Origin of the sequence: Litchfieldella rifensis, assembly GCF_042646605.1 — a bacterium.
GTDB classification, from domain to species: Bacteria; Pseudomonadota; Gammaproteobacteria; order Pseudomonadales; family Halomonadaceae; genus Litchfieldella; species Litchfieldella rifensis.
This window is the reverse complement of the sequence record NZ_JBHRUG010000031.1, coordinates 56,853-81,853: the sequence shown is the minus strand read 5'-3', so window position 1 is coordinate 81,853 and position 25,001 is coordinate 56,853. Positions and strand designations below refer to the sequence as shown.

Sequence of the window (25,001 nt, the reverse complement as noted above, 5' to 3'; positions counted from 1 at the left end):
GTCTCAATCCAGGAACAGGAATTTCAGCACGAAGAGAATCGCCAATACCACCACCGCCGGGTTGAGGTCGCTGAAGCGACCGGACAGCGTCTTGATGACAGCATAACTGATGAAACCAAGCGCGATGCCTTCGGCGATCGAAAACGTCAACGGCATGGCCAGGGCAGCGATCAGCACCGGGCCGGCATCGGTGACGTCGTCCCAGTTGGCATGGGCCAGGCTGCCGGCCATCAATACCGCGACATAGAGCAGTGCACCGGCTGTGGCAAAGGCTGGAATCGACCCCGCCAGGGGGGCGAAAAACAGGCTGACCAGGAACAGCACCGCCACCACCACTGCGGTGAGACCGGTACGTCCACCCGAGGCGATTCCCGAGGCGCTTTCGATATAGCTGGTCGTGGTCGAGGTGCCCAGCAAGGAACCGGCCATCGAAGCGCTGCTGTCGGCCATCAGGGCATTCTTGAGGCGTGGCAGCTTGCCGTCCTTGTCGAGCAGCCCGCCACGCTGCGCCACCCCTATCAGGGTACCCGAGGTGTCGAACAGGTCGACGAACAGGAACGCGAAGATCACGCTGAGCATTGCGATATCCAAAGCCCCCGCGAGATCCAGGGCCAGGAAGGTCGGCGCCAACGATGGCGGCATCGACAGGATGCCCCCATATTCGTTGTGACCGAGCAGAGTCGCCACCAGTGTCACCGCTAGGATGCCGATCATCACCGCACCGGTGACGCGCAGATGCGCCAGTGCCGAGATCGCGAAAAAGCCCAGCAGGGCATAGATCGCCGGCGGCTCGGTGAGGCTACCCAACGAAACCAGCGTTGCCTGGTTATCGACCACGATGCCGGCATTCTGCAGCGCGATCATTGCCAGAAACAGACCGATACCGGCCGCGATGCCCAGGCGCAACGATTGCGGGATGGAGTTGATGATCCACTCCCGCACCTTGAAGATGCTCAGCAGGAAGAAGATCACACCGGAGAAGAATACCGCACCCAGCGCCGCTTCCCAGGAGTATCCCATGCCTAGCACCACGCCATAGGTGAAGAAGGCATTGAGGCCCATGCCCGGTGCCAGAGCGACCGGATAGTTGGCCCAGAGCCCCATGATCAGCGTACCGATGGCCGCTGCCAGGCAAGTGGCGACGAACACGGCGCCGTAGTCCATCCCCGTCTCGGAGAGAATGCTCGGATTGACGAAAATGATGTAGGCCATGGTCAGGAAGGTGGTAATCCCGGCGATGACCTCGGTGCGGATATTGGTGTTGTGTTCGGCCAGCTTGAAGTGGTCGTCGAGTAATCGTGTCAGCATCGGCTCGGTCCTTCGCGCGGACGGTATCGTCCTGGGTGCGAGAAAAGCCGCACATGGTACCCAAAGGCGCCGCACGGCGCGAGACGCTTTTCGGGCTCATGGCGACCCTGGTCGGGTAGCATCTTGTCCTGCGCATTCCGGTAGAATTCGCTATATAAGCTCTACAGATATAAGCAAGCCATGCGCCATATGCTAGATTTGTCACCAACGAAGACTTGACGAAGCGGTCAGGGTCTTTTGCTCGTCGTGCTCACGGACGGCTGGCCAACACCCGCTCGACGGTTTCGACGATGGCCTGGGTCTGGGGATCGATCTCGATATTGACGCGGTCCCCGGGCCCCCGCTCTCCGAGGGTAGTACGCGAAAGCGTCTCGGGAATCAGGTTGACGCAAAAGCGCGGAACTCGCCCCGTTCCACCGCGAAGCACCTCGCCGATGGTCAGACTGATGCCGTCGACACCGATATAGCCCTTGTCGAACAGGAAACGTCCATACTCCTCGGGCAACTCGAACCACAGACGGCGATTGTCGGGAGTCTCCTCCAGCTCGACCAAGTCGGCCATGCCAATCACATGCCCCGACATCGCGTGGCCACCGATTTCATCGCCAAAGCGCGCGGCACGCTCGATATTGACGCGATCGCCGATATTCAATGCACCAAGGTTGGTCAGGCGCAGCGTTTCCCGCATCAGATCGAAGCTGACACGATCGCCGTCGATGGCGGTCACCGTCAGACAGACCCCGTTGTGCGCCACCGAGGCCCCCAGGACCAACCCGTCACGTAGTTCTGGCGACAGGCTGACCACATGAGTACGAAACTCGGCCTTTTCGACCACCGATACCAAGGTCGCCGTGCCCTGAACGATACCTGTAAACATGCCGGACTCCCGATATGTGCGCCTCAAGGGAGCACTGATCAAAGCGAAGACGCCAGTCTAGGAAAGCCTGGCCGGGTCGTCCACGCGGATATGCCGTTTAGGCTATTTTTTACGCCGGCAGCCAACTACGCAGTGATATTGCCTGATCATCAACCTGATAGGCCGAAACATGCACCATTATCGTTGACACTGGATTAGCTGAAGCCTACCATTTGCGCTCATTATTCAGGCGCCGATTTGTACCCGGATTGCGGGCGCCCTCGCCGATCATCGCGTACCTTCGCCATGGTCGGCGGGAAGTGCAGCTAAAAGGGTGTGTCCAGCGTTGATGGCCACCCGCCAGGGTGGCCTTTTTTTCACCCGGACACCGAGACTGCTTCCGACCGCCCTTTCGGTTCTGCCCGCGACCGGAACGAATCTGCCCAGCGACCCGACAGGACCATGATCAGACTCACCAACGTCTCCAAGACTTATGGCAGCGGCGCCAACGCCATTGCCGCCCTGAAAAACGTCGACCTGCACGTGCCTCAGGGCAGCATCCATGGTGTGATCGGGCTTTCCGGTGCCGGCAAGTCGACGCTGATTCGATGCGTCAACCTGCTCGAACGCCCGACGACGGGCAGCGTCGTCGTCGACGGCCAGGAGCTGACCGCGCTGTCCGGCCCCCAGCTCAATCAGGCGCGCCATCAGATCGGCATGATCTTCCAGCACTTCAATCTGCTGGCCTCGCGCACCGTGTTCGCCAATATCGCCCTGCCCCTGGAGCTGATGGGCATGGGCACGGCCGAGATACGCCAGCGAGTGATGCCGCTACTCGAACTGACCGGCCTCGAAGACAAGTCCGACAAGTATCCGGCGGAGCTCTCCGGGGGCCAGAAACAGCGCGTCGCCATTGCCCGGGCGCTGGCCAGCCGGCCCAAGGTGCTGCTGTGCGATGAGGCCACCTCGGCACTCGACCCCCAGACCACCGGCTCGATCCTCGAATTGCTGCAGGACATCAATCGCAAGCTGGGATTGACCATTCTGCTGATCACCCATGAGATGGAGGTGGTCAAGGCCATCTGCCATCGAGTCGGGCTGATCTCCGCCGGCGAACTGGTCGAAGAGGCCGATGTCGGCGATTTCTTCACTGCTCCGAGCACGCGTCTGGGCCGCGACTTTCTCAACGACTTTCTCGAACTCGAGCCCCCCCAGGCCCTGGTCGAACGCCTCGAGGCGAGTCCCGGCGAGTACACCCATCCGGTGGTGCGCCTGGCGTTCACCGGCGATGCCGTATCCACGCCGCTGGTGTCGCGACTGGCGCGCGACTGCAATGTCGACGTCAGCATTCTCCAGGCCAAGGTCGAGTCGATCCAGGACCGTACCCTGGGGTTGATGATCGCCGAACTGATCGGCCCCCGAGAAAAGACCCGCGAAGCGCTGACCTATCTCGAAAGCCACGATCTGCATGTGGAGGTGCTCGGCCATGTCCAGCGCGATGCTTAACCTGGTTCTCCAGGCGACTCTCGACACGCTCTACATGGTGGGCGTCTCGGGCCTGATCGCCGCCCTGCTCGGGGTACCGTTGGGGGTGCTGCTGTATGTTACCCGGCCCCGCCAGATCCTGGCCCAGCCGCTTACCAACCAGGTGCTGGGCGTGGTCACCAACGTCGGCCGTTCGGTGCCCTTCATCATCCTGATGGTGGCGATCATTCCCTTCACGCGTACCATCGTCGGCACCTCGATCGGGACCAATGCCGCCATCGTGCCCCTGACCATTGCCGCCATCCCCTTTGTCGCACGTCTGGTGGAAGGCGCGTTGAATGAGGTACCTCCCGGGTTGATCGAGGCCGCCCAGTCGATGGGTGCCACGCCCTATCAGATCATCACCAAGGTACTGCTGCCCGAAGCCAAGGGCGGGATCATCACCGGCCTGACCATCACCGTGGTCACCCTGGTGAGTTACTCGGCCATGGCCGGCGCCGTGGGTGGCGGAGGCTTGGGCGACTTGGGTATTCGCTATGGCTACAATCGCTTCGATCCGATGATCATGCTGATCACCGTGGCAATCCTGGTCGTCATGGTCCAAGGCTTTCAGAGCCTGGGCGATCACCTGGTGCGCAAGGCCGACCATAAATAAGCGGGTAACGCCCTTTATTCCTCAAACACCCGGTTCATCGCGAACCTTCAAGGAGAGCATCACTATGACGAACCCGTTGGCTCATCTTCTACGCCCCGCTCGGCTGCTGGGTGCCGCCGCTCTGCTCGGCACTGTCGCGCTGGCCGGCTGCGGTAGCGGCGGGGCCGAAACAAGCTCGATCAAGGTCGGCACCGTCGCCGGGCCCGAAACCGAGGTCATGGAAGTGGCAGCGCGCATCGCCAAGGAAGAGCACGACCTGGACGTCGAGATCGTCGAGTTCACCGACTACGTTTCACCCAACGCGGCCCTCGCCGACGGCAGCCTGGATGCCAATGCCTACCAGCACGAGCCGTACATGCAAAGCATGGTCGAGGACCGTGGCTACGACTTCGCCATCGCCGGTCGCAGCTTCGTCTACCCCATCGGGGCTTATTCCGAGAAGCACGACAGCATCGAGGAACTGCCGGAACAAGCCATCATCGCCCTGCCCAATGACCCCTCCAACGAAGGGCGCGCACTGATCCTGATGCACAACAAGGGCATGATCGAGCTCGACGACCCAACCAACCTGGAAGCCACACCGATCAATGTGGTTGAAAACCCGAAGGACTTCCGCTTCCGTGAGATCGAGGCCGCCCAGCTTCCGCGCGTGCTTCCCGACGTGGACATGGCCTTCATCAACAACACCTTCGCCCAACCGGCCGGCCTGAGCCTCGACGACGCGCTGATCAAGGAAGGCCCCGAGTCGCCCTACGTCAACCTGATCGTGGTGCGCGACGGGGACGAGGACCGCGAGGCGATTCGCCAACTGGTCGACGCCTACCAGAGCGAGGAAGTCGTCGCCAAGGCCGATGAGCTGTTTAAAGGGTCGGCGATTCCCGGCTGGAAGTGACGTAAACCGGCATTTTCTTGCAAGAACATGTTTGATTGGGCCGGCGCACTACGCCGGCCCAGCTCGTTGAGGAGTCCGCCATGATGCATGCCCAACCCGACTATGCCCTGCTTGCTCGCCAACTCGAAGCCTTGCTGGACACTCGTGACGTGCTGACCAACATGGCCCAGACCTGCGCCTTCATCATGCAGGAGATACCCGACCTCAACTGGGCCGGCTTCTATCTCCAGCGCCAACCCGACACCCTGGTACTCGGCCCCTTTCAAGGCAAGCCCGCCTGCAACCCGATTCCCTTTGACAAGGGGGTGTGCGGTGCCGCAGCGCGCCTGCGCCAGACCCAGCGCATCGACGATGTCCACGCCGTGGCCGATCATATCGCCTGCGATGCGGCCTCGCGCTCGGAGTTGGTGGTACCGGTCGTCGTCGATGACCGGCTATGGGGGGTCCTGGACCTCGACAGCCCGCTCGAGAGACGTTTCAGCGCCACGGACCAAGCCGGCATCGAGCAACTGGTCGAAGTGTTCCAGCACCACACCGATCTCGATACCAGCGGTAAGCTGTAAGCCCGACGCCCGACGCCCGAAGCCCGAAGCCCGAAGCCCGAAGCCCGAAGCCCGAAGCCCGAAGCCCGAAGCCCGAAGCCCGAAGCCCGAAGCCCGAAGCCCGAAGCCCGAAGCCCGAAGCCCGGAATCAGCATAACGAAAGACGCCCCACAGCAAAGCTGCGGGGCGTCCAGGTATTTGGTAGGACCAAGCGGATTTGAACCGCTGACCTCCACGATGTCAACGTGGCGCTCTAACCAACTGAGCTATGGTCCTGTCTCGATTTGGCTGCCGGGAGGTGAAAATCTGGTAGGACCAAGCGGATTTGAACCGCTGACCTCCACGATGTCAACGTGGCGCTCTAACCAACTGAGCTATGGTCCTACAGCCCGCCGCAAGCCCAATATGTCTTGCCCCGGCAACGGATGCGTATTTTACGTATTCGCACCGTGAATGCAAGTCTTGATTAAAAATTCCAGCCAATCAATCAGTTGGACCGCACTTCACCCGTTCGACGGCATCCAGCCAGCCTCGATAGAGGCGTTCTCGCTCCTCCTCGGGCATCTGCGGCACAAAGGTCCGCTCGCAGCGCCACAAGCCGGCGATCTCGTCGAGACTCTGGTACCAACCAAGACGCAACCCCGCCAGATAGGCAGCTCCCAGCGCCGTGGTCTCGAGGACGGTGGGACGATCCACCGACACACCCAGCATGTCCGCCAGAAATTGCATGACCCAGTTGTTACGGACCATACCGCCATCGACGCGCAAGGTACCGGTAGTCGCGGCCACATCATCGTTCATGCACACCTGCAGGTCACGAGTCTGATAACACACCGCCTGCAAGCCCGCCGCGACGATTTCGGCGATACCGGTGTCGCGTGTCAGGCCGAAGATCGCTCCTCGTGCCTGGGGATCCCAGTGCGGAGCCCCCAGTCCGGTGAAGGCCGGCACCATATAGACACTATGGCCACTGCGGGTCTGGCGAGCCAGTGACTCCGTCTCCGCGGCATCGGCGAACAGCTTGAGACCATCGCGAAGCCACTGCACCGCCGCCCCCGCAACGAAGATACTCCCCTCCATGGCATAGGTCGGCTTGCCGTCGAGCCGATAGCCCACCGTGGTCAGCAGACGATTGCGCGAGACCTCCGCCTTGTCACCGGTATTGAGGATCAAGAAGCAGCCGGTGCCATAGGTACTCTTGCCCATGCCTGGTTCGAAGCAGGCCTGCCCGAATAGCGCCGCCTGCTGGTCACCGGCCACGCCGGCGATGGGGATCTCGCCTCCCAGCAGCGTAGCCCGGGTACGCCCGAAATCATCACTGGAGTCCTTGACCTCGGGCAGCAGGCTAGCCGGAATCCCGAACAGCGAGAGCAGCTCGTCGTCCCACTGCTGGGTGTGAATATTGAACAGCGCCGTACGCGATGCGTTGGTCGCGTCCGTGGCATGCACGCGGCCGCCGGTGAGACGCCACATCAGAAAGGTATCCACGGTGCCGAAGGCCAGCTCACCGCGCTCGGCGCGCTCGCGAGCCCCTGCCACATGCTCCAGCAGCCAGGCCAGTTTGGTCGCCGAGAAGTACGGGTCGATCAGCAGGCCGGTGCGCTCCTGCACCATGGCCGCATGGCCGTCGTTGCGCAGTCGCTGGCAGGTCTCGGCGGTACGCCTGTCCTGCCAGACGATGGCGTTGTGCAGCGGCTCGCCGGTCTTGCGGTCCCATAGAAGTGTGGTTTCGCGCTGGTTGGTGATGCCGATGCCCGCCACCTGCGACGCACCGGTATCCGCGCGGTCCAGGACGTCCCGGCAGGTCGAGACCACCGAGGCCCAGATATCCTCGGGATCATGCTCGACCCAGCCATCTTGGGGAAAATGTTGCGGAAACTCCTGCTGAGCCACCGCGACCACATTGGCCCCGCGGTCGAAGAGAATGGCACGGGAGCTGGTCGTCCCCTGATCGATGGCGAGCAGATAAGAGGCCATGGCATGATTCCTCGATAACGGTCAAACAAAAATGTTCGATTTCAAACAGAAATGTTCGATTTCGATAATTTCAGACTAAACCAGCCATGGCGTCGCCTCAATTGCAAAGGCCCCTCTACTCCCAAGACCTTAGTCGCAGACATGCCCCGCCAAAGTGCCGCAAGCAGCGAAAAATGCCGTAGAATCATGACATGCCATCAGGAGGCCTTATGACACAGCAGGAACGCCAGGATGCCATCGTCGCACTGGTCAAACGCCAGGGGTATGCCGCCATCGAGCAACTGACCGAGCATTTTGCCGTCACCCCACAGACCATCCGCCGCGACCTCAATGCCCTGGCCAGCGAAGGCCTGATTCGCCGAGTCCACGGCGGCGCCGGCCTGGAGTCCAGTACCGTCAATACCGCGTACAGCACCCGCAAGACACTCAATCTCGAGGCCAAGCACCGCATCGCCGCCCGGATTGCCGAGCATATCCCCAACCATGCCTCACTGTTCATCAATATCGGCACCAGCAACGAGGTCATCGCCGCAGCACTGGAGCGCCATCAGGGCCTGGAAGTCATCACCAACAACCTCAATGTCGCCGCCAGCCTGCAGCACAAGGAAGACTTCAATGTCATCATCGCCGGTGGCCAGGTACGCTCCCGCGACGGTGGCATCATCGGCGAGGCGACGATCGACTTCATCAATCAGTTCAAGGTCGATTTCGGCATCATCGGCATCAGCGGCATCGACGAAGACGGCTCGCTACTGGAATTCGACTACCAGGAAGCACGTGTCGCCCAAGCCATCATCCGCAATTCCCGCCAGGTCTTCCTCGCCGCCGATCATTCCAAGTTCCATCGCAATCCGGTGGTCCGCCAGGGCAACATCGCCCAACTCGATGCCCTGTTCACCGACCGCCGTCCCCCTGAGCCCATCTGCCACCTGCTGGACGCCAACGACGTCGCCCTGTACCTCGCCTGAGTCTGGCCACCCGATCCTCGCAACCCTCCAACGCTCTTCGCCCATGCAGCAGGTCTGCTCGACGATCGCTTGATGTTCGCACTCGCCCCTTGATGTTCGATTTTAATTAGTCTATGTTCGTTTTCAAACATCGAATGAACTGCCGGCTGCGATAATGCCAGGCAATCGCCAACCTTTCCCGGAGGGGCACCCCATGTCCGCTGCGATCTCCCCGAAGCTGCTTGACCTCTATGTCATTGGGGGCGGCATCAACGGTACCGGCATCGCCAACGATGCCGCGGGGCGCGGTCTCGAGGTCGGCCTGTGCGAACAGGCCGACCTTGCCAGCGCCACCTCCTCGGCCAGCAGCAAGTTGATCCATGGCGGGCTGCGCTATCTCGAGCACCATCAATTTCGACTGGTACGCGAGGCACTGCGTGAGCGCGAAGTGCTGCTGAGGAAGGCGCCGCATATCGTCTGGCCACTGCGCTTCATCCTTCCGCACCAACCGCACCTACGTCCGGCCTGGATGATTCGCACCGGCCTGTTCCTTTACGATCACCTGGGCAAGCGCGATAGCCTGCCCGGTTCGCGTCGCCTGCGCCTCGATACCACAAGCCCCCTCAAGCCCGAGATCACCCAAGGCTTCGAGTACTCCGATTGCTGGGTCGACGATGCCCGCCTGGTGCTCCTGAATGCGCTGCAGGCCCAGCAACAGGGAGCGGAAATCCTGGTACGCACGCGCTGCATCGAGGCCCGGGAGGAAAACGGCCACTGGATCATCACCCTGGAAAATCGCGATACCGGCCACCGGCAAATACGGCGCGCCAAGGTATTGGTCAATGCCACCGGCCCTTGGGTGGAACGCTTCATTCGTGGCCAGACCCAGCGTGAATCGCGCTATGGCATTCGCATGATTCAGGGCAGCCACCTCATCGTGCCGCGCCTCAATACCGACGAACGCGCCTACATCCTGCAGAATCGGGACGGCCGCATCGTCTTCGTCCTGCCCTATCAGCAGGATTTCAGCCTGATCGGCACCACGGACCGACGCCACACCGGCGATCCCGACAAGGTCGCTGCAAGCGACGAGGAAGCCGATTACCTCCTGGAAGTGGTCAACACCCACTTCCAGCAACAACTCAAACGTGACGATATCGTCGCCACCTTCAGTGGCGTGCGCCCCCTGTGCGATGACGAATCCGCCGATCCGTCGGCCATGACCCGCGATTACACACTCGATCTGGATGCCCAGAGCGCCCCGCTGCTTTCGGTCTTCGGTGGCAAGATCACCACCTATCGCAAGCTCGCTGAAGCCGCCCTTGCCCAACTGCACGACAGGCTTCCCGAAATGGGCGTACCCTGGACCGCCACACGGCCCCTGCCCGGTGGCGATATCGGTAACCAGCACGATTTCGCCACACGCCTGGTGCGCGACTATCCCTTCCTGGGTGAGGCGCGTGCCCGCCGCTACGCAGCCAGCTACGGCAGCCTGTGCCTGACCTTCCTCGAAGGCTGTCGCAAGGCCGAAGACATGGGCAAGGATTTCGGTGCCGGCCTGACACAAGCCGAGGTCGACTACCTCACCGATCATGAGTGGGCGCGTGAGGCCGACGATGTGTTGTGGCGACGCACCAAGCTCGGTCTACGCCTCGATCAAGCCCAGCAACAGCACCTGGCGGCGCATATCGCCGCTCACCGTCAGGTCATGGCGGCATAGAATCGCCATCTCGACATCGTCAAAGCCACCCCGGCACGTCATTCCGGAATGCCACCCCGGGTAAGCTGTGCCGGATCGAGCAGCCGCTCGAGTTCTTCGCGAGAGAGGTCGGTCTCCTCCTCGGCCACCTCGACGATCGGCCGCCCGGCCTGGTAGGCCTGCTTGGCGATGGCCGCGGCAGCATCGTAGCCGATCACCGAATTCAGCGCCGTCACCAGGATCGGGTTTCGCGCCAATGGGGCCTGGATGTTATCCTCGCGCACCTTGAAGGTGGCGATGGCGCGATCGGCCAACAGCCGGCTGACATTGCTCATCAGGGTAATCGAGGTCAGCAGGTTATTGGCGATCAACGGCAGCATCACGTTCAACTGGAAGTTGCCGCTCTGCCCTGCCACCGTCACCGCAGTATCCAGCCCGATCACCTGGGCGGCCGCCTGGGCGGCGGACTCGGGGATCACCGGATTGACCTTGCCCGGCATGATCGAACTGCCCGGTTGCAAGGCCTCCAGCTCGATCTCGCCGAGTCCCGCCAAGGGGCCGGAATTCATCCAGCGCAGATCATTGGCGATCTTCATCACCGCGCAGGCGTAGGTGCGCAGATGCCCGGACAACTCCACGGCGGCATCCTGGGATGCCAGGCTGGCGAAAAAGCTGTCGTTGGGCTCGAGCCGCAGGCCGGTCTGCTGGCTCAAGACCTGTGCCATGCGACTGGCGAACTCGGGATGGGCATTGATACCGGTCCCCACGGCCGTGCCACCCTGAGCGAGCCGTCCCAGACGCACCTGGCCATCCTCCAAACGCTCGATGGCCTGCCCTACCTGACTGGACCATCCTCCCAGTTCCTGGCTCATGCGCACTGGCATGGCATCCATCAGGTGGGTACGGCCGGTCTTGACCACGCCATCGAGCTCGCTCGCCTTGGCATCGATGGCCGAGCGCAGATGGTTCAGCGCCGGCAACAGGGTGTCCTTGACCGCCAAGGCCGCCGCCAGATGAATCGCCGTAGGGATCACGTCATTGCTCGACTGCCCCATGTTGACATGGTCGTTGGGCCCCACCTCCAGTCCGTCGGAGGCCAGGTGGGCAATGACCTCGTTGACGTTCATGTTGGTCGAGGTACCCGAACCGGTCTGAAACACGTCGATGGGGAACTGGTCGTCGTGTTGCCCCTCGACGATTTCCCGCGCCGCCGCGGCAATCGCCTCGGCACGCGCGGCGTCCAGCAGGCCAAGCGCCGCATTGACCTCAGCTGCCGCCCACTTGATGCGTGCCACCGCATGCACGAAGGCACTGGGCATCGGCTGGCCACTCACCGGAAAGTTGTTGACCGCGCGTTGTGTCTGGGCACCGTACAGGGCACTGGCCGGCACCTCCAGTTCCCCCATGCTATCGCGTTCGATACGGGTATCACTCATGAGCGTCTCCTGCTCCTGTGTGTCAAGGCCTCATGACTAAAGGATTGCGCCCGGCGCCTGGGCTTTCAAGGACAGCCTCTTGAGCGTAGCGAAAAACCCTTGTTGCACTGCAACAAAGAGTTTGTTATTGTGCACTGCAGCGAAGGTCGAAATCCTTCGTAATCCAGAAACCTACGGAGGTGTGCCATGAGCAACGTCAATTTCGAAAAAGCTACCGAACAGTTCGAAACCCTTTTCTTCGGTCCGGCCCGCGCCTATGCGGCCCTGACTATCGATTACAGCGAAAAGCTGATCAGCGCCCAGTTCGAAGCCACCCAGGCTTACACGGACGCTAGCCTGAAGCAGGCGCGCGCCCTCTTCGACATCAAGGATGCCGACGGCCTGCGTGCCTACGTCGAAGACCAGAACAAGGTCGTCAAGGAGCTGGGCGAGCGCTTTAAGGGCGATGCCGAGAAAGTGGTCGCCATGAACCAGGAATTCGTCCAGAAAGGTCAGAAAATGGTCGAAGACAACGTCAAGACCGCTTCCAAGGCTGCAACCCAAGCAAGCAAGTAAGTCGCGGTATCCGCTGGCTCCGGCCAGTCAGCACCGTCGTCAACAGGCCGCCGATCCCCGATCGGCGGCCTGTTGACGTGATGTCGCTGGACTACGCTGTGTGATACCGCCTTGGGGGTCACTCGAGCCATGCGCATGGAGCAAGCACCGACACTCACACCCGATTTCCTCGCCCTGCTCGATACTCACGCAGGTCTTCATTTCGTCAGGACACTTTGGGAACACTTTCCCGAGCGCATGTTCATCATTCGGGTCGAAGGTCCCGAAGACTTCATCATCGAAGCGATCAACCCGGCACAGCAGACCTCGATCGGCATAGCCACTCAGAACCTTGGCCAACGTATCGGTGATTTGCTGCCTGGACCCATCGGGCACGATGTGCTGCGTAATTACGCTCGTTGCGTCGAAGCCGGTACGCCGATTCGCTATGAGGAAAGCGGTATTTTCATAGATAGCGATGGCACTCGGCAGCATGGGCACTGGCTGACACTGCTGGTGCCGATCAAGAACCAGGGTGGCATTATCACCCACCTGTTCGGCGTCGCACAAAACCTCACCGAGCTACGCCTGGCACGCGAAGCCCTCGAGCGACAGAACCTGGAACTCGAACGGCGCGTCACGGAACGTACAGCGGAACTGCTTGCGGTCAATGAACGCCTCGCGATCCTGGCCACCCGCGACTTTCTCACCGATGCCTATAACCGACGACACATGGTCACACTCGCCGAAGCCGAACTGCGTCGTGCCAACCGCTACGATCTGCCGCTCTGCGCCCTGATGCTCGATATCGACGACTTCAAGGGCATCAACGACCGCTGTGGGCACGCCGCCGGCGACCACGTCCTGCGCCAGGTCGCCAAAGTCATCAGGGAAACGCTTCGCGACAGCGACCTGGTCGGGCGCTATGGCGGCGACGAGTTCATGATCCTGATACCGGAAACCCCGCTTGCCGGCGCCAGAGAAAGTGCCGAGCGGCTACGCACAGCCGTGCAGGCCACCACGTCCTGCTCGATCAGCCTGGGGCTAGCACAGCGCCAGGCGACAGATGAAAGCCTGGACGAGCTGCTCAGCCGGGCCGATGCCATGCTCATGCTAGCCAAGCGTAATGGACGCAACCGGCTGGAAATGGCGGAACTCATTGCCCCGGGTTGAGTACCTCGTCTCATGCCCCACCTCGGACACCCCTCTGCTGGACACTTCTACGCCACTCCCGCCTGCCTGGAATAGCCAGTCCATCGCTCGGCGCCATACCGTTGTTTGATACCCATCAAGAATGGCCGCCCCTTGCGGGAATCCGTACCGCGATTTGATGCAAATCAAGGTGGGGTTTACGGCTTCCTCCCTACACTGAGCGCTGTTGACGCCATCCGGCTCTCTAACTTTGACAGCGAGACAACAGCACATGATCGACTTGACGCCCCTCACCCTCTTGCCACAGGAGCAACTCGTTCTGGCCAGTACCCACGAAAACCAGGAGATGTATCGCTATCGGAGGCTCGCTCTGAGCTTTCTGCCCAATGCCACCTACATCAGCCGCCTCATGGCAGCACTGGGCAGCGAGTGTGAACAGCGGCTCGACACGCTAGGTCACGTGGCCGAACGATTGGGACTGAGCGCCTGCCTCACGACGACCGAGGCCAGGAATGACCACTCTCTTCCCGCCACCGCCGCCCAGCGACATTTCTTCATCACCGATGACGTCATGGCAGACCAGACGCTGAAACAAGCCCTGGAGGCCGCTCACCACTCACGGCACTTCTCCGATCGACTGCTGGAGACCAATGCCACACCGGAGTTGCATGAGCCTTTCCTGACTTTCGCCAGACAGAAGCATGTCGCATGCCGTGTCCTCCAGGAATGCCAAGAACAATGGAGATTGGCCAGCGGTCAACGGCCAAGGCCTGAAGAAGCTCATCATCGCGCGAGAGTCGCTCGGTTGAATCTCTCCACCTTTGGCTAACCCTATAGGGCAACCTCCCACCAGGCACCTTTGGCGAATGCCTGGTGGGAGTTGCCAGTGCTCAACCACCCATTCCTCGCCGCCCGCTGGCCCCGGCAACCCGGGAAAGCGTCTCCAGGTCGAGGATATGGAAGTCGCGCCCGTTGGCCTTGAGCAACCCCTGCTTGTGGAAGCGTGCCAAGGTGCGGCTGACGGTCTCCACCGTCAGCCCCAGGTAGCTGCCGATGTCGCTGCGCGATAGCGCCAACCGAAACCGCGAGGCCGAGTAACCGCGGCGCTGAAAACGCGCCGACACGGCGACAAGGAAATACGCTAGACGCGCCTCGGCGGTTCTGCGCAGCAACAGGCGCAACATCAGGCGCTCGTTGTGCACCTCCTGACTCAGGTTGCGGCACAACTGCTGACGCAACGCGGGCAGCTGCGCCCCGAGTTCGCTGAGTCGCTCTTGCGGCAACACGCTAACGGTGGTGGTTTCCAGCGCCATAGCAGTACCAGGATAGAGACTCTGCCCGATGGCATCGAGCCCCACCAAGTCCCCGGCCATCGCGTAGGCCGTGACCAGGGACTCGTCGGTACTGGTCGTCGACACCTGCTTGAGGCTGCCGGAGCGCACCAGAAATAAACCAGTAAACGGCATTCCCTGCCTGAACAACGCTTCGCCCTTCCTTAGCAGCGTGAACGTGTGGGTATCGTGGAGTTCAGGAATGTCCTCCAGAGGCAGCCCCATGGGCAGGCACAAGCAGCTCATATTGGCAAATACTTCAACTCCAAGAACGGTTTGCTTAGGCCCTCGCGGCGCGCAACGCGGCACCCGCTGCGGGAGAGCCCCATAGACGCCCTATACCATGCCTCAAATGTGGCATTTTGTGAGCACCTTTCGTCTCGCAACTTGACGGTTATCATCCTGATTCTGGATAACGACCGAAACGGAGGGACATTATGCGGCATCCGCCACGAAAGTTGATGCCGTTCATGGCCGGAATCGCCGTCCTCAGCCATGTGGCAAGCGGCACCGCCAGGCACCTTGGCGGGTGCCTGGGGATTGGTCGGCATTCAACCGTTCACCCCGCGCCGGCCGCTTTCCTCGGCAAAACGGGTAAGCGCCTCCAGATCGAGGATATGGAAGTCACGACCGCGAATGTCGAGCAGTCTTTGCTGCTGATAACGCGCCAGCGTCCGGCTCACGGTTTCCATCGTCAGGCCCAGGTAGTTGCCAATGTCGCCGCGCGACATCGCTAGCTGGAAGCGATAGGGCGAGTAGCCGCGCCGCCGAAAACGGGCCGACATGGCAACGAAGAAGCAGGCCAGCCGCACGTCGGCGGTCCTGCGCAGCAACAGGCGCAACATCAGGCGCTCGTTATGCACATCCTGGCTCAGGTTGCGATAGACACGTTGCCTTAGCTCCGGCACGCGCATGCACAGAGCGTCGAGTTGCTCGAAAGGCAATTCACACACCGTCGTGGTCTCCAGGGCCACGGCACTGCCCGGATAGCTTCCCTCGGCGATGGCATCGAGGCCGGCCAGTTCGCCCGGCAGGAAGAAGGTGGTGACCAGGTATTCGTCGGTTTCGGTCGTGGTGACCTGCTTGAGGCTCCCGGAGCGTACCGCAAACAGGCTGGTGAATGGCATGCCCTGTAGAAACAGGGCCTCGCGCTTCCTCACTGGGGCAAGCGGTTGGGCGATGCCGTTGAGCTCAGCGATATCTTCCAGAGGCAGCCCCCGCGGCAAGCACAGGGAACTCAAGTGACAGGACCGGCAATCCACACCGTGCTGGCTGGCAAAGCTCACTACGTTGCTGGGATTCGTCATAGTCACACCTCCCAAAATAAGCTTAGAGGCACCTCCTTCAATATGAAAGAATCCCGGGGCAATCGCGAACTGAGATCCGCCATGTCCGCCAGCTGGAAACCTGGTCCTTTGGTGGCATCCCTACCCGGCTTGAGGTTCGTCATGGCGGTGATGCCGGCATATTGCGGATATTCGCAACGTTGAAGTCACGCCGGGGTGATAGCACCGGCGCCTACGAGGCGGTGGCGCATACGCAAGCGACACCGTTGTCAAAGGACAGACTGAGGAGGTGGCAGAAGGCATGACGAAGGCACAGTGAGGGCATTCGTAATAGGCTAGAATTGCTCTGCCGGGCGCCCCTGCCATCGGCCGACTCAAAAGGATTTCTCTACCATGACGGTAATGCTTCTCGGCCTGCTGCTGTTTCTGGGAATGCACTCCGTGCGTGTCTTTGCCGATGATTGGCGTCGCGAACAAATCGAACGCTTCGGTGAGCGCACCTGGAGAATTGCCTACTCACTGGTTTCCATTGTCGGACTGACGCTGGCCATCTGGGGCTTCGGCGCAATGCGCATGAGCCCTGACCCCATCGTGATCTGGGTCCCGCCGATGTGGACCCAGCACGTGGTGGCCTTGCTGATGATCCCTGCCTTCATCCTGCTGGTCGCCACTTACAGTCCGGCCAACCATATTCGCAGTACCCTGGGCCACCCCATGCTGCTCAGCGTCATGCTGTGGGCGCTGAGCCATCTGCTGGTCAATGGTCACTTCGGAGAGATCCTGTTCTTCGGGGCCTTCCTGATCTGGTCGATCGTCGCATTTCGCGCCGCGCGCCAGCGAAACCGAGCCGCCGGCAAGGGGCCCGTGGTGGCTCGGTTTCGTGGCGACGTGATTGCCGTGGTGGTAGGCCTGGCTTTTTATTTTCTGTTCGCTTTCCACCTGCATGTGTGGATCACCAGCGTACCGGCACTAGGGTAAGGAAAAAGGGAGGGATAGAATGCTCCAGAAGGACGTAAGGAAGGAAACGAACATGCACAAGTGGCTAGCCTTGATGGTAATCGGGGTCATGGTTGCCGGCTGCCAAGTCATGGGCCCCGGGGTGGATTCGACATCTCGGCGGATCGAGATCATCGACCGGAACACCGAACGTGCTGCCGGGCCAGGCACCCGCCCCTCTCCACCAGCGGGACGCGTCGCCAGGCAAGTGCCCTTCCCGGAACAGGAATACGCGGCGTTGTCCAAGCATGGCAACGCGACGATCAGCGGACGTCTGTACTTCACGACACGCAGCGGCGACCGGATCTATGGAGCCAACGAAACCATCTCGGTCGCACCGGTGACCACCTATTCGGCCGAAGCCGCGGAAGTGGCGCTGGCCGGCCGGGCCGTCGAGCCCGCCGACCCAAGAGCGCAGGCATTCACCCGTCAGGCGCGTACCGACAGTCAGGGACACTTCACGGTCAACGGCTTGCCGGCCGGAGATTATTATGTCGCAGGCAGCGTCAGTCTTCCGGGCACCAGCCAGCGTAGCCCCATCATCATCCATCAGGTACACGTCGGTACCGGTCAGACCGCACGCGTGACGCTGAGTCGTTGAACGATGCGATCGACGAGTCCCGACACTGAACCTCATCCAGCCATTTCAGGAGGCCGCTCGACGATGTGGGATCAACGAACCATACACTTGACACCACGTTCGCGAGGATTTCACCTGGTCACGACCGAAGTCATCGAGGCCTTGCCACGCCTGAACGAACTGAAGGTAGGGCTGTTGCACCTGCAGCTTCTGCATACCTCGGCATCGCTGACCCTGAACGAGAATGCCGACCCGGATGTACGCCATGACATGGAGGCCTTCATTCGTCACCTGGTCCCCGGCGACCTGCCCTATTTCCGCCATACCCTGGAAGGGCCGGACGATATGCCAGCCCACGTCGGAGCCAGCCTGTTTGGCACCCAGTTGACGCTGGCAGTAAGCGAGGGACGCTTGGTGCTCGGCACCTGGCAGGGTATCTGGCTAGGAGAGCATCGCGACCATGGTGGCGAACGCAAGCTGATCGCCACGCTGAATGGAGAGCCACGCTGAGTCGGCAACGTGTTGGCAACCTCTTGTCTAGCCACCTATGTTTAGGCCATGAGAGAAATCGACACGGGCCAGGCCCATCATGGCAAGGGAGATTTCAGGCGATGCGATACAACACCAAGAAGCGGATGATGGCGGCACTGACTGCCTCCGCGTTATTTTCCGGCTTATCCTGTGCCGTCGTCCATGCTGCGACCTTGGAGGAAGTCCAGAACCAGGGCAGTATCCGCATTGCGGTCGCCAACGAAGTTCCCTATGGCTACCTGGACGAGGACGGCGATGCCGCAGGGGCGGGCCCCGATGTCGCCAAACCGATTCTCGAGGAATTGGGCATCGACACGATCGAATGGACATCGACCGCGTTCAGTGACCTGATTCCCGGGTTGGAGGAAGATCGCTTCGATATGGTCGCCGCAGAGATGGCCATTCTCCCCGCTCGCTGCCAACGAGTGATCTACTCCGAGCCGAATACCTCCTATGGCGAGGGGCTCCTGGTAGCCGCCGGCAACCCCGAGGAGATTCATGCCTACAGCGATTTCGCCGAGCGTGACGATATCAAGGTCGCGATCCTCGGGGGGGCCGACCAGCGCGAGATACTTCAAGCACTGGGAGTTCCCGACTCGCAACTGGTGGTCATCGAGGAGAATGCGGAAGCCATCGAGGCGATCACCAATGGACGTGCCGATGCCTATGCGGGCACGGGCCTGACGGTCTCCGAACTGGAAAAGCAGGACCCGCAGGTAGAGGTCGCGCTCAATTTCGTCGACCCCATCCTCAATGGCGAAGAAGTGCGCAGTTGGGGAGGCTTCACCTTCGCCCAGGATTCCGAGTCCCTGCGTGATGCCTTCAATCAGCAGCTTCTCGCTTACAAGAACACCGAAGCCTGGGAACAGACCCTGACACAGTACGGCTTCACCAAGGACGACATCCTGAGTTCATTCAAGTACACCACCGAACAACTCTGCAGCGAATGAACTCGCGAGACGTCGCTACCAGTTCAGTGCCTGCTTGACGAAGGGAATGGTCAGCTTGCGCTGGGCGGAGAGCGAGGCACGATCCAGGGTCTCGAGTGCCTCGAACAGCTCGCCCAGCCGCCGCGGACCGCGATGGAGGATATAACGGGCGACTTCGTCGGGGAGTTGCATGCCGCGGACGCGTGCCCGCAACTTGAGCGCCTCGACCCGCCCATCATCGTCGAGCGGTTTGACATGGAAGGTCATGCCCCAGGTCAATCGTGACGCCAGATCGGGCAGCCCGATATCCAGTTGACGGGGGGAAGCCCCCGCCGCGATCACCAGGCGTTTGCCGGCGTCACGCAGCCGGTTGAAGCAGTGGAACAGCGCTTCTTCCCAACGCTTGCGGCCCAGGACACGGTCAAGGTCGTCGATGGCCAGCAGGTCCAGGCGCTCGATGTCCTCGAGCATATGCGGTGGAAAGTGGCCGAGTTCCTCCAACGGCAGGTAGAGGGCGCGCTTGTCGCGATCGCTGGCCTCGTGGCAAGCCGCCTGCAGCAGATGGCTGCGACCGACGCCCTCGCCACCCCACAGGAACAGGAACGGCTCGCCAGCTTCATCGAGTTGGGCACGCAACCTGTCCACCAGGGTGGCATTGCCACTGGACAGATAATTGGCGAAGGTCGCATCGTCGCGCAAGCCCACGCCGAGCGGAAGCTGCGCAGGCCCGGGACTCATTGGGACTCCTCGTCTTGGCTGCCATTGTGAGCAGCATCGTATAAGGTGCTGTTTTTATAGCGGTCGTTGAGCTCACGCAATAATACCATGATCACCGCTGCCACCGGCAACGCCAGCAAGACCCCGGTGAAGCCGAACAGGTTGCCACCCGCCAGCACGGCAAAGATCACCGCCACCGGATGCAAGCCGATCTTGTCACCCAACAGCTTGGGCTGCAGCACCGTGCTCTCGACGAGTTGCCCGAAAGCGAAGACGGCGATCACGCCCAGCAGCGGGAGGATCTCGCCGAACTGGAAGAAGGCGACCAGGGCGGCCACCGAAATGCCCACGATCACGCCCAGGTAGGGCACGATGCTCGCCAAGCCGGCGAGCAACCCGATCAATACGCCGAAGCGTACCCCGAGCAGCGTCAGGCCGACGGCATAGATCACCCCCAGGCACAGCATCACGATCAGTTGGCCGCGTAGGAAGGCTGCCAGTACCTCGTCGCATTCCACGGCGAGATGCCGCACGGTGGGCTCCCACTGACGTGGTAGCGAAGCCCGCAAATTAGCGGTCAGGCGGTCCCAATCGAGCAACAGGTAGAAGGTCACCACGGGAATCAACGCCAGATTGCCCGCCCAGGCTGCAAGTACCAGTCCCGAGCGCGACACCTGGGCCAGCAGTGTGGCGGCAAAGGTCCCGGTTTCCTTCCAGTTGGCCATCAGGGCCTGGCGCATCTGATCGAAGTCGGTGCTCAGATCCATGCCGGTCAGCGCCTGGATCCGCGGCACCACCGAATCCTGCAGCCAACCGAGCACCGCCGGCAGGGACTCCACCAGTTGGCCCAATTGGCGCCCCAGGGTCGGCACCAGTAGCAGCAGGACCAACACCAGCAGCATGAACAACAACAGGAACACCACCGACACCGACAGGCGCCGGGACAGTCCCCAGGCCTCCAGCCGATCGGCCAGGGGATCGCCGAGATAGGCCAGCACCATACTGACGAAGAACGGGGTCAGGATCGGCTGGAGGCTGATCAACAGCCATACCAGGCCCGCCAATCCGGCCACTATCCACCACTGTCTGCGCATCACATCTCCTTTTGCTTCATACCGTGCGCCGCATTCCGATGACCGATTCATTGCTCATGTGACAGCGATGCGAGCCTCGTTCGGGGGTGCTACAATTGGCGCTCTCGATTTCCTCATTCCTTGCCGCTTTCGACAGGACTCGTCATGACCCGCAGCACGTCCGATTCCTCCCCTTCTTCGTCCACGCCACAACCATCGCTCAGTTACAAGGATGCCGGCGTGGATATCGATGCCGGCAATGCGTTGGTGGAACGCATCAAGGGTGTCGCCAAGCGTACCGCTCGCCCCGAAGTGATGGGCACCCTGGGCGGTTTCGGCGCCCTGTGCCAGTTACCCACCGGCTACCACGAACCGGTCCTGGTATCCGGTACCGACGGTGTGGGTACCAAGCTGCGCCTGGCCATGGATCTCGACAAGCACGACACCATCGGCATCGACCTGGTCGCCATGTGCGTCAACGATCTGGTGGTGGCCGGTGCCGAGCCGCTGTTCTTCCTCGACTACTATGCCACGGGTAAGCTCGATGTGGACATCGCCGCCGACGTGGTGACCGGTATCGGCGAGGGGTGTGCCCAGTCCGGTTGCGCCCTGGTTGGCGGCGAGACCGCGGAAATGCCCGGCATGTACGAGGGTGGCGATTACGACCTGGCCGGCTTCTGTGTCGGCGTGGTCGAGAAGTCCGAGATTCTCGACGGCAGCAAGGTGGCCGAGGGCGATACCCTGCTTGGGCTGGCCTCCTCCGGCCCGCATTCCAACGGCTATTCGCTGATCCGCAAGATTCTCGAGATCAGCCATGCCGATCTCGACACCGAACTCGACGGTGTGACACTGCGTGACGCCCTGCTCGCTCCGACACGCATCTACGTCAAGTCGCTGCTGTCGCTGCTCAAGGAAAGCGGCGTTGCGGTGCACGCCCTGTCACATATTACCGGTGGCGGCTTACTGGAAAATATCCCGCGGGTATTGCCGGAGACACTCACCGCGCGTATCGATACGCATGCCTGGCCACGTCCGGCGGTGTTCGACTGGCTCCAGGCACAGGGCAACGTGGCCGAGCATGAAATGCATCGTGTCCTCAACTGTGGTATCGGCATGGTCGTCGTGGTGCCCGCCGACGCCGCCGATGCCGCCAAGGCCCATCTCGAGCAGCAGGGCGAGAGCGTCTACCGCCTGGGTGATATCGTCACGCGTAACGGAGCGGAAGAACAGGTCCGCCTGGAGAATCTCGACGCATGAGCGATGACCAGTACACTAGCGACACCCTCAACGGTTTCACCCCGGAAAGCACCGAACCACGCCGCGTCGTGGTGCTGATTTCCGGTAACGGCAGCAACCTGCAGGCACTGATCGATGCCCAGTCCTATGACGAGCTGGGCGGCGAGATCATTGCCGTGGTCTCCAACCAGGCCGACGCCTATGGACTCAAGCGCGCACGCGATGCCGGCATCAACGCCGTGGCTCTGCCACACCGCGAGTACGAAAGCCGCGAGGCCTTCGATGGTGCCCTGATCAAGGTCATCGAGCGCCACGAGCCGGACCTGATCGTGCTGGCTGGTTTCATGCGCATGCTCACGCCGATCTTCGTGCAACGCTTCTACGGCCGTCTGCTGAATATCCATCCTTCGTTGCTGCCGGCTTATCGGGGTCTGAACACCCATGCCCGGGTCCTGGCCGACGGCGCCAGGGAGCATGGCGCCAGCGTGCACTTCGTCACCGAAGAGCTCGATGGTGGCCCCGTCGTGATCCAGGCCGCGGTGGACATCACCGAAGACGATACCGAGGAAAGCCTCAAGGATAAGGTGCATGCCCGCGAGCACCTGATCTACCCCATCGCCGTGCGCTGGTTCCTCGAGGGCCGCCTGCAGCTCGGCGTCAATGGCCCGACGCTTGACGGCACACCGCTGCCGCCCCAGGGCCTGCGCCTGTCGCATGCCGACGCCGCCGAAGAGCTGGACGAGGACGATGAATGAGCACGCCGATGCCACCCCGTTAGTGGGGCCGCCACTCGGCCAGGGTGAAAAGTCAGAAGGTGAAGCCAGCCCCCAGTTGAAAATGGGGGTTCAGCGAGTCCCAGCCCTGCACGCCCGCGCCAGCCTGCAGCACGGCATTGCCCAACGGAATGCGCAACCCCGTATCGAAGCGCAGGTAATGGTCATCCTCCCGTTCGGTAGCTTCACCCGACCAACGGTTGGTCGGCAGGGAGGCCAGCCTCACCTCGGCACCCTCCCGCTCATCATCCAGATACTCGCCCCAGGCAAACTCGCCGAAGACACCGAAACTGCCCGCCAGTGAACGATCCATCATCAGGCCCACCTCCAACTGGCGGTCTTCGACGTCCCGATCCGAGACGATCAACGCATTGGCCACCGAGCCCGCTTCACGGTAGCCATCGATCTCGGCGTCAATATGGCGATAGGCGATGAACGGGGCGGTGTACCAAGTCGAGTCGCTCGACGTCAGCCGGTAATCGGCACGCAGCTCGGCGGCCCATCCCTCGGCCTCCGTCTCGCCCTTCAGCGTGCGCTCGGCCTGCCCCAGCGTCACATGGCGGCGCAGATCGAGCTCGAAATCGCCGCCACTGGCGATGGCCTGCACGCCCACGGGTCCCAGATGCTGGCGGACAAACAGGCTGAACGCCTGGCCATCGAGCTCGAACTCCGCCGGCGCCTCCAACTCGGCACGGCGCTGAGTGACCGCCGCCCCCAGCCAGCCTTGCCCGACCGGCACCACCACACCCACCCCGGCCCCGCTTTGCGACGCTTCGCGACTTCCCGCTTCGCTAAAGCCATTATCGCTAAAGCCGTCGCGCTGGTCGCCATGATGGTCACCGTGAACGTACACACGCACGCTCTCACTCTGCACGCCCGGGCGCAATTCGCTGGCGATAGACCGCTGTTGAGCATTCAAGGCACCGACCGTCAGTTCGTCGACCAGCGCCAAGGTGCGCGGGGCCTCGAGCAGCGTGAAGACGTAATCGGCCAGGATCTGGTGCCCTGCCGTGGTCGGGTGTACCCCATCATTGAAGAGCAGCTTGCTGGGGTCGGGATTGTTCGAAGCCAGGCCGAAGGGCGTGACATCGCAGCCGGGAGCACTGAAACAGACATCGGTCAGCGGCACGCCCGTAGCCAAACCGAAGTCTGCCGGTGCCGCCACTACCTCGTCGAACAGCGCGCCGACGTTCAGGCGAATGATATCCACCTGGCCGTCGTAACGTGTCAGGCGCTCGCCCAACGCCTGGTTATATACCTGGACCAAGGTCGAGAAGGCGTCTCGCTGCCCACTCCCTAACCCGGCCGGCGTCGCTCCCACGTCCGGCAAATTCGAGACCACGATCGTCCGTGCGCCTGCCGCCACCAACGCATCGATGCCATCGGCCAACGTCCCTGCGCTTGCCGCTGCCTCAGCAGGGCCAGTCACCAGGCCATCGAGGAAATCGTTACCGCCCCCATTGAGGTAGTACAGCGCCTCGGGGTCGGCTGTCCCTACCTCGACCAGATAACCGTCCCGCGTGCGCGATACCGGATCGGCGTCGACCACCGAGCCACCCGGTTGAGTGATCGAGCCCAGTATCTGCGAGGTCGTATAGTCCCCGGTTGCATAGTTGGTACCATCGGGAAGGCCCAACTGTCCGCGTACGATCGAAGTGGAAGGTAGCAATGGCGCCAGTCCCAGCGCATCGGCCAGGCGTTGGGTGCTCACCTCGCCAAAGGGCGAAGGAGCCTGATAGCTTGGCCCTAGCCGGTTGGTGAAGCGCAAGCTACCAATCTCGCCCAAGGCGATACTCTCGACATCGGGAAATTGACCCGAGTCGCTCAGGCTGTCACCGAACACGATCAGTTGCGAATAGGCAGAAGCCATGCCGGGAAACAGTGCCAACCCAACGAGTACGCTAAACAGGCGCCGGCCTCCCAGTCGCCAGCGGCTATCGGCGAGTGCTGTGCGGAAATGCATTGGCAAGATCATGGCACGGTGCCTCAAGCGGGAAGAACACCCATGGCTGTGACACGCTGCGCCATGTCATTTCCAGCGTAGAAGAACACCGGCTATTCGCCAC

General features: G+C 61.7%; 24 protein-coding genes and 2 tRNA genes. 15 read left to right on the top strand and 11 right to left on the bottom strand.

Annotated elements, in window-relative coordinates:
- Positions 1-3 precede the first annotated feature (3 nt).
- Positions 4-1,308, bottom strand: a complete 1,305-nt coding sequence (locus ACFOEV_RS16075; protein ID WP_386775752.1) for an NCS2 family permease — start codon at positions 1,306-1,308, stop codon at positions 4-6.
- 250 nt (positions 1,309-1,558) lie between these two features.
- Positions 1,559-2,185: a riboflavin synthase subunit alpha gene (locus tag ACFOEV_RS16070; protein WP_386775750.1), complete on the bottom strand. Its 627-nt coding sequence runs from the start codon at positions 2,183-2,185 to the stop codon at positions 1,559-1,561.
- A 441-nt stretch (positions 2,186-2,626) separates the two neighbouring features.
- Here ACFOEV_RS16070 and ACFOEV_RS16065 point away from each other — a divergent pair, with 441 nt between their 5' ends.
- The 4 genes from ACFOEV_RS16065 to ACFOEV_RS16050 all read left to right on the top strand — a co-directional run bounded on the left by ACFOEV_RS16065 (position 2,627) and on the right by ACFOEV_RS16050 (position 5,759).
- The gene (locus tag ACFOEV_RS16065) at positions 2,627-3,670 is read left to right on the top strand and encodes a methionine ABC transporter ATP-binding protein (protein ID WP_386775748.1); all 1,044 of its coding nucleotides are present in this window, start codon (positions 2,627-2,629) and stop codon (positions 3,668-3,670) included.
- Entirely contained in the window at positions 3,651-4,304 is a 654-nt protein-coding gene (locus ACFOEV_RS16060) for a methionine ABC transporter permease (protein ID WP_386775746.1), read from the top strand. The genes ACFOEV_RS16065 and ACFOEV_RS16060 overlap by 20 nt, the downstream gene beginning before the upstream one ends.
- Before the next feature lie 64 nt (positions 4,305-4,368).
- Complete coding sequence (locus ACFOEV_RS16055) at positions 4,369-5,196, top strand: MetQ/NlpA family ABC transporter substrate-binding protein (RefSeq protein WP_386775744.1); 828 nt, start codon at positions 4,369-4,371, stop codon at positions 5,194-5,196.
- An 83-nt stretch (positions 5,197-5,279) separates the two neighbouring features.
- Complete coding sequence (locus ACFOEV_RS16050) at positions 5,280-5,759, top strand: GAF domain-containing protein (protein WP_386776320.1); 480 nt, start codon at positions 5,280-5,282, stop codon at positions 5,757-5,759.
- 178 nt (positions 5,760-5,937) lie between these two features.
- Here ACFOEV_RS16050 and ACFOEV_RS16045 read toward each other — a convergent pair.
- The 3 genes from ACFOEV_RS16045 to glpK form a co-directional block, all read right to left on the bottom strand.
- Positions 5,938-6,014 (bottom strand) — tRNA-Val (locus ACFOEV_RS16045).
- A 31-nt stretch (positions 6,015-6,045) separates the two neighbouring features.
- Positions 6,046-6,122 (bottom strand) — tRNA-Val (locus tag ACFOEV_RS16040).
- Between the two features lie 99 nt (positions 6,123-6,221).
- Complete coding sequence (gene glpK, locus ACFOEV_RS16035; protein ID WP_386775742.1) at positions 6,222-7,715, bottom strand: glycerol kinase GlpK; 1,494 nt, start codon at positions 7,713-7,715, stop codon at positions 6,222-6,224.
- Positions 7,716-7,924: 209 nt separating this feature from the next.
- Between glpK and ACFOEV_RS16030 the strand changes: the two genes are divergently transcribed.
- On the top strand, positions 7,925-8,683 hold the full coding sequence (locus ACFOEV_RS16030) for a DeoR/GlpR family transcriptional regulator (RefSeq protein WP_386775740.1): 759 nt from the start codon (positions 7,925-7,927) through the stop codon (positions 8,681-8,683).
- A gap of 193 nt (positions 8,684-8,876) precedes the next feature.
- On the top strand, positions 8,877-10,382 hold the full coding sequence (gene glpD, locus ACFOEV_RS16025; RefSeq protein ID WP_386775738.1) for a glycerol-3-phosphate dehydrogenase: 1,506 nt from the start codon (positions 8,877-8,879) through the stop codon (positions 10,380-10,382).
- Positions 10,383-10,420: 38 nt separating this feature from the next.
- On the opposite strand, the gene ACFOEV_RS16020 is transcribed toward glpD, so the two are convergent.
- Positions 10,421-11,797 (bottom strand): class II fumarate hydratase, encoded by a 1,377-nt coding sequence (locus ACFOEV_RS16020; RefSeq protein ID WP_386775736.1) that lies wholly within the window; start codon positions 11,795-11,797, stop codon positions 10,421-10,423.
- Positions 11,798-11,983: 186 nt separating this feature from the next.
- On the opposite strand from ACFOEV_RS16020, the gene ACFOEV_RS16015 reads away from it, so the two are divergent.
- The 3 genes from ACFOEV_RS16015 to ACFOEV_RS16005 all read left to right on the top strand — a co-directional run bounded on the left by ACFOEV_RS16015 (position 11,984) and on the right by ACFOEV_RS16005 (position 14,312).
- Positions 11,984-12,352: a phasin family protein gene (locus ACFOEV_RS16015; protein ID WP_386775734.1), complete on the top strand. Its 369-nt coding sequence runs from the start codon at positions 11,984-11,986 to the stop codon at positions 12,350-12,352.
- Between the two features lie 129 nt (positions 12,353-12,481).
- A complete protein-coding gene (locus ACFOEV_RS16010) occupies positions 12,482-13,504 on the top strand; it encodes a GGDEF domain-containing protein (RefSeq protein WP_386775732.1) in 1,023 nt (340 codons plus the stop codon).
- A gap of 250 nt (positions 13,505-13,754) precedes the next feature.
- Complete coding sequence (locus tag ACFOEV_RS16005; protein ID WP_386775730.1) at positions 13,755-14,312, top strand: hypothetical protein; 558 nt, start codon at positions 13,755-13,757, stop codon at positions 14,310-14,312.
- A 61-nt stretch (positions 14,313-14,373) separates the two neighbouring features.
- Here the strand turns inward: ACFOEV_RS16005 and ACFOEV_RS16000 are convergent, their stop codons facing one another.
- Positions 14,374-15,060, bottom strand: a complete 687-nt coding sequence (locus ACFOEV_RS16000) for a helix-turn-helix domain-containing protein (protein ID WP_386775728.1) — start codon at positions 15,058-15,060, stop codon at positions 14,374-14,376.
- 305 nt (positions 15,061-15,365) lie between these two features.
- On the bottom strand, positions 15,366-16,121 hold the full coding sequence (gene fnr / locus ACFOEV_RS15995) for a fumarate/nitrate reduction transcriptional regulator Fnr (protein ID WP_386775726.1): 756 nt from the start codon (positions 16,119-16,121) through the stop codon (positions 15,366-15,368).
- Positions 16,122-16,493: 372 nt separating this feature from the next.
- Between fnr and ACFOEV_RS15990 the strand changes: the two genes are divergently transcribed.
- From ACFOEV_RS15990 to ehuB, 4 genes are all read left to right on the top strand, one after another.
- Positions 16,494-17,078: an NnrU family protein gene (locus tag ACFOEV_RS15990; protein WP_386775724.1), complete on the top strand. Its 585-nt coding sequence runs from the start codon at positions 16,494-16,496 to the stop codon at positions 17,076-17,078.
- 52 nt (positions 17,079-17,130) lie between these two features.
- Complete coding sequence (locus tag ACFOEV_RS15985) at positions 17,131-17,697, top strand: carboxypeptidase-like regulatory domain-containing protein (protein ID WP_386775722.1); 567 nt, start codon at positions 17,131-17,133, stop codon at positions 17,695-17,697.
- Between the two features lie 63 nt (positions 17,698-17,760).
- Positions 17,761-18,186 (top strand): secondary thiamine-phosphate synthase enzyme YjbQ, encoded by a 426-nt coding sequence (locus ACFOEV_RS15980; RefSeq protein WP_386775720.1) that lies wholly within the window; start codon positions 17,761-17,763, stop codon positions 18,184-18,186.
- Between the two features lie 101 nt (positions 18,187-18,287).
- Positions 18,288-19,157 carry an ectoine/hydroxyectoine ABC transporter substrate-binding protein EhuB gene (ehuB, locus tag ACFOEV_RS15975; RefSeq protein WP_386775718.1) on the top strand — a complete coding sequence of 290 codons (870 nt, stop codon included), beginning with the start codon at positions 18,288-18,290 and terminating at the stop codon, positions 19,155-19,157.
- Between the two features lie 15 nt (positions 19,158-19,172).
- Here the strand turns inward: ehuB and hda are convergent, their stop codons facing one another.
- Together hda and ACFOEV_RS15965 are read right to left on the bottom strand one after the other, a co-directional pair.
- Positions 19,173-19,874, bottom strand: coding sequence for a DnaA regulatory inactivator Hda (gene hda, locus ACFOEV_RS15970; RefSeq protein WP_386775717.1), 702 nt, complete (start codon positions 19,872-19,874; stop codon positions 19,173-19,175).
- Complete coding sequence (locus ACFOEV_RS15965; RefSeq protein ID WP_386775715.1) at positions 19,871-20,947, bottom strand: AI-2E family transporter; 1,077 nt, start codon at positions 20,945-20,947, stop codon at positions 19,871-19,873. The genes hda and ACFOEV_RS15965 overlap by 4 nt, the downstream gene beginning before the upstream one ends.
- Before the next feature lie 144 nt (positions 20,948-21,091).
- Here ACFOEV_RS15965 and purM point away from each other — a divergent pair, with 144 nt between their 5' ends.
- Together purM and purN are read left to right on the top strand one after the other, a co-directional pair.
- Positions 21,092-22,183: a phosphoribosylformylglycinamidine cyclo-ligase gene (gene purM, locus ACFOEV_RS15960; RefSeq protein ID WP_386775712.1), complete on the top strand. Its 1,092-nt coding sequence runs from the start codon at positions 21,092-21,094 to the stop codon at positions 22,181-22,183.
- A complete protein-coding gene (purN, locus tag ACFOEV_RS15955; protein WP_386775710.1) occupies positions 22,180-22,917 on the top strand; it encodes a phosphoribosylglycinamide formyltransferase in 738 nt (245 codons plus the stop codon). Before purM ends, purN begins: the two co-directional genes overlap by 4 nt.
- Positions 22,918-22,969: 52 nt before the next feature.
- On the opposite strand, the gene ACFOEV_RS15950 is transcribed toward purN, so the two are convergent.
- Entirely contained in the window at positions 22,970-24,898 is a 1,929-nt protein-coding gene (locus ACFOEV_RS15950) for an autotransporter domain-containing protein (RefSeq protein ID WP_386775708.1), read from the bottom strand.
- Positions 24,899-25,001: the final 103 nt, after the last annotated feature.